The following is a 7,930-nucleotide window of genomic DNA, read 5'->3' as shown; positions in this document are numbered from 1 at the left end:
GTCCGGGGTACTGGCCGCTTCCGGGCCAGTACCCCGGACCCGGGGCACCCGGCCCGGGCGGTCCGGGATACGGCACCCCCGGGTACGGCCCCGGGGACCAGCAGCCCGGAGCACCGGGCGCCAGCACCCATGGCGCCTCCGGGCCGGTGTTCGGGCCCGGCCCCGGCGGGTGGCCGCCGCGCCCGGCCGAACCCGTGGAGGACGACTCCGACAACCTCAAGGCGTGGGGGTTCGTCTTCCTGGGCATCCTGGCGGTGATCGCCGCCCTGATCTTCATCCTCTGAGCCCACAGCACCACCATTTACTTGCACCGGAAAGCTTCTGAGGCTATTCTTGGGGACATATCAACCAATGCGCCGCCCCTGCCGACGGAGAACCCCGCGATGCCGATCTTTCCCCAGAACCCCGCTCCCCAGAGCCTGACGAAGCGCCCCGCCGAGGACCTGCTGTCCGCGGACACCCGGATGGGCGCGGTGGAGCTGCTGGTCTCCGACCTGGACACGATGGTCGCCTACTACTCGGACGCCGTCACCCTCGACGTGCTCGCCCACGCCGGGGACACCGCGGTCCTGGGCCGGGACGGCCGGACGGTCGTGCGGCTGCGCCAGGTCAAGGAGCTCCCGCCGGCCCGCCGCGGGCAGGCCGGCCTGTTCCACACCGCAGTGGTCTTCGACGACGAGCCGGCCCTGGCCGCGGCGCTCGCGTCCGTGGCGACCGTGGCGCCCCGCTCCTTCACCGGCAGCGCCGACCACCTCTACAGTCAGGCCTTCTACTTCGACGACCCCGAGGGCAACGGGGTGGAGCTCTACACGGACCGCCCCCGCGACACGTGGCGGCGGGAGCCCACCGGCCTGCTGACCCTGGCCTCCAACCCCCTGGACCCGAACGGGTTCCTCCAGGAGCACCTGGCCGAGCAGAGCGGGCGACCCCCGGCGCCGCCGGCCACCCTGGGACACGTGCACCTGCAGGTGGGCGACATCCCGCTGGGCCGGCAGTTCTACGTGGACGTCCTGGGCTTCGAGGTCATGAGCGACATCGGCTCCGCCCTGTTCATCGCCGCCGGCGGCTACCACCACCACATCGCGCTCAATACCTGGCAGAGCGCCGGGGCCGGCCCGCGGGCGGCCTCGCTGGGGCTGGGCCAGGTCAACATCGACCTGCCGGACGCCGACGACGTCGCGGCCCTGGCGTCCCGGCTCGCGGACCACAGGATCCCCACCCGGCACGACGGCGCCGTGCTGCGCTTCGAGGACCCCTGGAACACCCTGATCCAGGTGGGCGTCGCGGCGTAGTCCCGGCCCGGCGCGGCGTCCGCACCCATCCGCCGGCGGCGCCGTGCTCGACACCGGCGGCTGCTCGCCGGCACCCCGGTCCGCCGGTAGGTTGGGCCTCGTGCCCGGGACGCCCGGGCGCCGAGGGCGCGCGGCGACACGGCGGCCGCCCGGTCCGAGAGCGAGGAGCAGGACATGGGCGAGAAGGACGACACCACCGGCAAGGACTTCGACGAGGCCGTCAACATGACCGCAAAGCAGCTGTCGACGTGGCTGGACACCGACGAGTCCACCTCGGTGGGCCAGGACGACGGCGGGGAGTCGGTGGGCCACCGCTCCGGGCGGAGGATCGTGGAGATCCTGCAGAAGCCGAAGGGCGAGCGCACCGAGGCCGACCACGAGCACATGCGCAAGGTGGTCGGCTACGTCCACCGCCACCTGGCCCAGCGCCCCGACGGGGACGTGCGCGAGACCCGGTGGCGCTACTCCCTGATGAACTGGGGCCACGACCCCCTGAAGGACTGAGCCGGAGGGCCGGGCCCGCGCCGCCGGGTGGGCCCGGCCACCCCGGCGGGCACCCCGGGAAATATTGCAGTTGTGCAAAACTTGCAGAAGTGCAAAAATATGGGCATGACCGCCGACCCCCCTCCCACCCTGCGCGCCCGCAAGAAGGCCGAGACCTGGTCCGCGATCCACGAGGCGGCCGCCGCCCTCGCGGTGCGGCACGGGGTCGAGGGCACCACGGTGGAGGCCGTGGCCGCGGCGGCCGGCGTCTCCCCGCGGACCTTCTTCAACTACTTCCCCGCCAAGGAGGACGCGGTCCTGGGCATGCGGGCCCCTTCGCTGGACCCGGAGCTGCTGGACGGCTTCGCCCTCGAGCACGACCTGCTGGGTCAGGTCTCGCGCCTGCTGCTGGCCGTCTCCCGCAGCGCCTACGCGGGACGGGACGCCGAGCGGCGCCGCAGGCTGCTGCAGGACCACCCGAGCCTGGGCCGCCGCCGGCACGAGCTGATGCTCGAGGCCGAGGCCCTGGTGCGCCACACCCTCGCGGAGCTGCTGGCCCGGGACCCCGCGTGGTCGGCCGGGATCGGTGAGCACCGCGTGGACGAGGTCGCCCGGATGCTGGTCCTGCTCGGCGGCGTCCCGCTGCGCTTCGCCATCACCGCCGAGGGCTACTCCCCGGCGCACGGCCTGCCGACCGAGGACCACGAGTCGGCGCTCACCCTCCTCCACCGTCTCCAGGAGAAGCTCGCATGACCCGCGCCCCCGCCCACCGCGCCGCACCGGGCTCCGGCTCCCGGCACCTCGCGCTGCTCTTCGTCGGCCTGATGCTCTCCATGCTGCTGGCCGCGCTGAACCAGACCGTCCTCAGCACGGCGCTGCCCACGATCGTGGGCGAGCTCAACGGGGTCGACGAGATGCTGTGGGTGATCACGGCCTACATCCTGGCCTCGACGATCATGATGCCCGTGTACGGCAAGCTCGGGGACCTGATGGGCCGCAAGCCCCTGCTCCTGGGCGCGATCCTGGTGTTCATGGCCGGCTCCGTGGTCGGCGCGCTCGCCGGCACCATCGAGGTCCTCATCGCGGCTCGCGCGATCCAGGGTCTCGGCGGCGGCGGGCTGATCATCCTCTCCCAGGCCGCGATCGCCGACGTGGTCCCGGCCCGGGAGCGCGGCAGGTACATGGGCGTCATGGGCGGGGTGTTCGCGGTGTCCTCGGTGGCCGGGCCGCTGCTCGGTGGCTTCTTCACCGAGGGCCCAGGCTGGCGCTGGGTCTTCTGGATCAACATCCCGCTCGGCCTGCTGGCGCTGGCCGGGGCCGTCCTGTTCCTCAAGCTGCCCCGGCACAGCGGCCGGCCGCGCCTGGACATCGGCGGCATGGTGCTGCTGGCCGTGGCCACGACCTGCCTGGTCCTGTTCGCCACCTGGGGCGGCGGCAAGTACGCCTGGACCGACCCCGTGATCCTCGGCCTGATCGCCGGGACGCTCGTGACCGCCGCGGCGTTCGTGGCCGTGGAACGGCGCACCGCCGAGCCCATCATCCCGATGCACCTGTTCCGCGAGCGCAACTTCGTCCTCACCACCCTCGCCGGGCTGCTCACCGGCGTGGCGATGTTCGGGGCCCTCGGCTACCTGCCCACCTACCTGCAGATGGTCTTCGGCGTCGACGCCACCCGGTCCGGGCTGCTGATGGTGCCGATGATGGGCACGATGCTCGTCACCTCGGTGCTCGCCGGTCAGGCCGTGAGCCGGACCGGGCGCTACAAGTGGCTGCCGGTGACCGGCAGCGTGATCGTGGCCGCCGCCATGGGGCTGCTCGCCACCCTGACCTCCGAGCAGGGGGTGTGGCACGTGTGCCTCTACATCGCCGTCCTCGGCCTGGGTCTGGGCCTGTCCATGCAGGTGCTCGTGCTGATCGTGCAGAACACCTTCCCCCTGCGCCAGGTCGGCACGGCCACCGCGGCGAACAACTTCTTCCGCCAGATCGGCGCCACCCTCGGCTCGGGAGTGGTCGGCAGCGTCTTCGCGAGCCGGCTGGCCGAGCTGATGGCCGAGCGCGTCCCGGCGGCCGCGCTCGAGGGCGGCGCCGGCGGGGCCAACTCGCTCACCCCCGCCGTGGTCGCGTCCCTGCCCCAGGCGCTGCAGGACCCGATCGTGACCTCCTACAACGACGCCCTGACGCCCATCTACCTGTGGATCATGCCCCTGGGGCTGCTGGCGGCCGCCGTGCTGTGCTTCGTCGCCGAGAAGCCGCTGGCCACCACGATCGAGCAGGACGTCGAGCCGGAGGCCCTCGCCGAGGGCCGCCTCGTGGTCACCGCCGACGAGCCCGCCGCGCCGCGCGCCGACGACGAGGACCGGGACGCCGGCGACGACGCGCGGGATGCCCGCGGCGCGCTGGCCGGGACGCGGAGCGCTCCGTAGGCTGAGGACGGCGCACGGGCGGTGGCCCCGGGGCGCACACGGACCGGACCGGACGAGCTCCGGAACGGACGAGCAGAGGAGCAGCGGATGGGTCTGAGCAAGGGCACCAGGGTCACGTGGAACACCCCGCAGGGCAGGACCGAGGGGAAGGTCGTCGAGAAGAAGACCGAGGACTTCGAGCTCGACGGACGCACGTACCGCGCGAGCACGGACGATCCGCACTACATCGTGGAGTCCGACAGCTCCGGGGCCCGCGCGACCCACAAGGCGGACGCCCTCACCGAGGCCTAGCCGGAGACCGGCCCCGCCGCGGGCCCGAGGACGGGCGCGGCGGCAGGCGGGCGGGACGCGGCGTTCAGCCGCGGACGCCGGGCGTGCCCCAGACGAACGGACCGAAGGACGGACCGGCCGGTTCGAGGTACTCGACGTCGGACGCCGGGACCAGGGCGCCCGGGCTGTACCCGTCGGCCTCGCAGCGCACCAGGACGACCATGCCCAGCTCGACCGGGTCGTAGGGCGCGCACAGCACCATCTCGCCCGCCCGCAGGTTCAGCCCCGCGCGGTCGGTGCGCATCCGGTAGCGCGCCACGTGGGAGACGGTGATGGAGGAGATCGGGTCGACGACCGGACCCACGCCGATGCCGGGGAGGACGTCGAGGGGTCCCGTGTCGTCGGGAACAGGGGTCAGTTCGGAAAGGCTCATGGCGGGGATCTCCAGTCGTGCGAGCGCATCGGGAGCTGCAGAAGGTCCCGGTGCCGGGCGGGTGTGCTCGACCACGCTGTCCCTTCCCATGATAGAGAGCCACGTCACACAGGGGAAGAGTCCTTCGCATCGGTCCACGGGCCGCCGGCCGCGGTGCACGAACTTGCAGACGCCGGCGTCCCGGCCGTCGCCGGGCGTCACACAGTCACGGTTCCCGAGCACGTGACCCCTTTCTGACTTGGGCGGACAGGCGGCACAGCCGAGTGTGACGCACGGAACGCCCCGAGGTCTGCGGTGCGGCCCCGCCGCGCGCCTACATTCACTGACATGAGCTACGAGGGGTCGATGCCGTGATCACGATCAACATGAACAACGCCGCGCTCTGCCGGCTGGAGCAGCAGGACCGGGGGCGGCCCGGCGCGCTGCCGGAACGGCGGTCCACCGCCGCGGGCACCGGCCCGCTGGACGCCCGGAAAACCGCCCGGGAGACCACCCGGCGGCCCGATGAGGCTCCCCCGATGCCGGAGCACACCAGGGGCTGATGCCCCGGTCCGGCTCAGCGGCTGCCGACGAGGCCGGACGCCCGCAGGGCGCCGAGGTGGGCCTGGCGGCCGGCGCCGACGATGCCGGCGGCGTTGCGCAGCTGCGCGGGGGCCACGCGGGCGCGCAGCCGCAGGTGCGGCAGGAACTCCTGGTGCCGTTCGCTGATGCCTCCGCCGAGGACGATGAGATCCGGGGAGATCAGGCGCTCGAGGTGGGACAGGTAGCGCTGGAGCCGGTCCGTGTAGGTCGGCCAGTCCAGGGCCTCCTCCATCCGGGCGGAGGCGCCGGCCCAGCCGTCCACGTCCCGGCCGTCCAGCCACACGTGGCCGAACTCGCTGTTGGGGATCAGCTCCCCGTCCAGGAACAGCGCCGAGCCGATCCCGGTGCCCAGCGTGATCACCAGCACCGTCCCGCTCGCGCCGCGGGCGGCGCCGAAGCGCACCTCGGCCAGCCCGGCGGCGTCGGCGTCGTTGAGCACCGCCACCTCACGCCCGAGTCCGGCGGCGAGCAGCTCCCGGGCGTCCGTGCCGATCCAGGAGTCGTCGAGGTGGGCGGCGGAGCGGGCGATGCCGTGGTCGATGATCGCCGGCACGCCCACGCCGACCCCTGCCAGGGGCCCGCCCGGCCCGGGCTCGCGCTCCAGCTTCTCCAGGACCCCGCGCAGGACGGCCACCACCGCGGCCGGGGTGGCCGGCGCCGGCGTGGGCACCCGGCGCACCGGGCCCACGGTGGTGCCGCGGACCGGGTCCACCACCGCGTACTTGATGGTCGTTCCGCCGATGTCCACCCCGAGGCAGCGGGCGTCGTCGTCGCCCCCGTCGGAGACGGGCGGGACGGTCGGGGGCGTCCGGACGGACGGCAGGGCACAGGTCATCTCACGGTCCTGGATCGAGGCGGGGACGGCGCGCCCTCGGGCGGGCGGCGCCTGTTCGACTGTACAACCGGGCGGGGACGGCAATTATTCGCACCGGCCCCGCCACCCGTCCGGCGCCACCGTCCCGCCCCGGGCGTTCCCTACAATCGAGGGGTCCCGGTCACCCCGGCTAGCGCCCGCGCCCCGCCCGGCGCCCCGGCGTCCCGCCGCCTCTCGAAGGGCTTCCCCGCATGACCACTCCCACCACCGCCGCGTGGCCCGTCCCGCCGAGGACCACCAACCGGGTGCTGCTCGCCTGCTGGCTCGCGATCCTGGCCGAGGGGTACGACGTCGGCGTGCTCGGCGCCGTGCTGCCCGCCCTCGCGGAGCACCGGGAGTGGGACCTCACCCCGCTGGAGCTCGGCGGCCTCGGCTCCTACGCCCTCGTCGGCATGCTCATCGGGGCCATGGTCATCGGCACGCTCTCGGACCGGATCGGCCGGAGGAGGATGCTGCTGGTCTCGATGGCCATCTTCACCACCATGCAGCTGGGCGCCGCACTGGCCCCCACCCCGGAGGTCTTCGGGCTCTTCCGGCTGCTCGGCGGCCTGGGCATGGGCGGGATCATCCCGGTGGCCGCGGCCCTGACCATCGAGTACTCGGCGCCGCGGCGCCGGTCCTTCAACTACGGCGTGATGTACTCCGGCTACTCCCTCGGCATCCTGGCCGCCGCGCTCGTGGCGATCGTCCTGCTGCCTACGCTGGGCTGGCGCTGGGTGGTCGGCGTCGGGTTCCTGCCCGTGGTCCTGCTGCCGCTGGTGGCCAGGCTGCTGCCCGAGTCCCTCGAGTACCTCATGGGCAAGGGCCGCCGCGAGGAGGCCGCCCGCCTGGCCGAGCGGCTGCACGTGACACCGTTCGTCGAGGGCGACTGGACGCCGGTGCTCTCCGAGCAGGCGAAGGCGCGGTCCGTGGGCTGGAAGCAGTCCCTGGCTGCCATGTTCTCCGGCGGCTACCTGACCGCCACGGTGTTCTTCTGGGTCTCCCTCTTCTGCGGCATGGTCCTGGTCTACGGCCTCAACACGTGGCTGCCCTCGATCATGCGCTCGGCCGGCTACGAGCTCGGCCCGGCCCTGACGTTCCTGGTGGTCTTCAGCCTCGCCTCGGCCGCCGGCGGCATCGCCCTGGGCCGCGCCGCGGACGCGTACGGCAAGAAGCTGATCCTGGTGGTCTTCTACCTGCTGGGCGGGGCGGGGATCCTGCTGCTGATGTTCCCCAACAGCATCGTGGTCAACTACGTGTTCGTGGCCCTGGCCGGCATCGGCTCGATCTCCACCTCGCTCGTGCTCACCGGCTGGGTGGCCGAGTACTACCCCGCCCACTCCCGCGCCACCGCCACCGGATGGGCCCTGTCCTTCGCCCGCATCGGCGCGATCTCGGGCCCGCTCATCGGCGGCTGGATCGGCTCGATGGCCCTGCCGTTCCAGTGGAACTTCATCGTCTTCGCCGCCGTGGCCCTGGTCGCCGCCGGGTCCGTGGAGCGCCGCGTAGGTCTCGTCGAGGTCCTCCGGGGTCGACGTGCGCCGGCCCTCCACGTACACCACGTTGTCCACCAGCGTCACCGCGTGCTACCTCC

The 7,930-nt window shown here is 73.2% G+C and carries 9 protein-coding genes and 1 pseudogene; 8 read left to right on the top strand and 2 right to left on the bottom strand.

What is annotated here, in order from left to right; genetic code table 11:
- From CRM73_RS17160 to CRM73_RS17135, 6 genes and pseudogenes are all read left to right on the top strand, one after another.
- Positions 1-284 (top strand): annotated as a pseudogene (locus tag CRM73_RS17160) (hypothetical protein); the annotation flags it as partial.
- A 99-nt stretch (positions 285-383) separates the two neighbouring features.
- On the top strand, positions 384-1,292 hold the full coding sequence (locus tag CRM73_RS17155) for a VOC family protein (RefSeq protein WP_229588604.1): 909 nt from the start codon (positions 384-386) through the stop codon (positions 1,290-1,292).
- A gap of 174 nt (positions 1,293-1,466) precedes the next feature.
- Positions 1,467-1,796, top strand: a complete 330-nt coding sequence (locus CRM73_RS17150) for a DUF3140 domain-containing protein (protein ID WP_095650718.1) — start codon at positions 1,467-1,469, stop codon at positions 1,794-1,796.
- 105 nt (positions 1,797-1,901) lie between these two features.
- Positions 1,902-2,528 (top strand): TetR family transcriptional regulator, encoded by a 627-nt coding sequence (locus CRM73_RS17145; RefSeq protein WP_229588603.1) that lies wholly within the window; start codon positions 1,902-1,904, stop codon positions 2,526-2,528.
- Positions 2,525-4,198, top strand: a complete 1,674-nt coding sequence (locus CRM73_RS17140) for an MDR family MFS transporter (RefSeq protein ID WP_229588602.1) — start codon at positions 2,525-2,527, stop codon at positions 4,196-4,198. The genes CRM73_RS17145 and CRM73_RS17140 overlap by 4 nt, the downstream gene beginning before the upstream one ends.
- Positions 4,199-4,285: 87 nt before the next feature.
- Entirely contained in the window at positions 4,286-4,489 is a 204-nt protein-coding gene (locus CRM73_RS17135) for a DUF2945 domain-containing protein (protein WP_133411606.1), read from the top strand.
- A 64-nt stretch (positions 4,490-4,553) separates the two neighbouring features.
- Here CRM73_RS17135 and CRM73_RS17130 read toward each other — a convergent pair whose 3' ends face one another.
- Positions 4,554-4,901, bottom strand: a complete 348-nt coding sequence (locus CRM73_RS17130) for a hypothetical protein (RefSeq protein ID WP_017831906.1) — start codon at positions 4,899-4,901, stop codon at positions 4,554-4,556.
- Between the two features lie 350 nt (positions 4,902-5,251).
- Between CRM73_RS17130 and CRM73_RS17125 the strand changes: the two genes are divergently transcribed.
- On the top strand, positions 5,252-5,443 hold the full coding sequence (locus CRM73_RS17125) for a hypothetical protein (RefSeq protein WP_229588601.1): 192 nt from the start codon (positions 5,252-5,254) through the stop codon (positions 5,441-5,443).
- A 14-nt stretch (positions 5,444-5,457) separates the two neighbouring features.
- Here the strand turns inward: CRM73_RS17125 and ppgK are convergent, their stop codons facing one another.
- Complete coding sequence (ppgK, locus tag CRM73_RS17120; RefSeq protein WP_115163183.1) at positions 5,458-6,318, bottom strand: polyphosphate--glucose phosphotransferase; 861 nt, start codon at positions 6,316-6,318, stop codon at positions 5,458-5,460.
- Positions 6,319-6,548: 230 nt separating this feature from the next.
- On the opposite strand from ppgK, the gene CRM73_RS17115 reads away from it, so the two are divergent.
- On the top strand, positions 6,549-7,930 hold a 1,382-nt coding region (locus tag CRM73_RS17115), incomplete at its 3' end, for an MFS transporter (protein WP_229588600.1).

The sequence above is a fragment of the Kocuria sp. CCUG 69068 genome (assembly GCF_020833785.1).
Lineage (GTDB): Bacteria > Actinomycetota > Actinomycetes > Actinomycetales > Micrococcaceae > Kocuria > Kocuria rosea.
This window is presented reverse-complemented; position numbering and strand designations above follow the sequence as displayed.

Excerpts from the sequence above, each read along its gene's own strand:
- CRM73_RS17150 (WP_095650718.1), top strand. The coding sequence starts at position 1,467 with ATGGGCGAGAAGGACGACACCACCGGCAAGGACTTCGACGAGGCCGTC.
- CRM73_RS17140 (WP_229588602.1), top strand. The coding sequence starts at position 2,525 with ATGACCCGCGCCCCCGCCCACCGCGCCGCACCGGGCTCCGGCTCCCGG.
- ppgK (WP_115163183.1), bottom strand. The coding sequence starts at position 6,318 with ATGACCTGTGCCCTGCCGTCCGTCCGGACGCCCCCGACCGTCCCGCCC.
- CRM73_RS17155 (WP_229588604.1), top strand. The coding sequence starts at position 384 with ATGCCGATCTTTCCCCAGAACCCCGCTCCCCAGAGCCTGACGAAGCGC.
- CRM73_RS17135 (WP_133411606.1), top strand. The coding sequence starts at position 4,286 with ATGGGTCTGAGCAAGGGCACCAGGGTCACGTGGAACACCCCGCAGGGC.
- CRM73_RS17130 (WP_017831906.1), bottom strand. The coding sequence starts at position 4,901 with ATGAGCCTTTCCGAACTGACCCCTGTTCCCGACGACACGGGACCCCTC.
- CRM73_RS17145 (WP_229588603.1), top strand. The coding sequence starts at position 1,902 with ATGACCGCCGACCCCCCTCCCACCCTGCGCGCCCGCAAGAAGGCCGAG.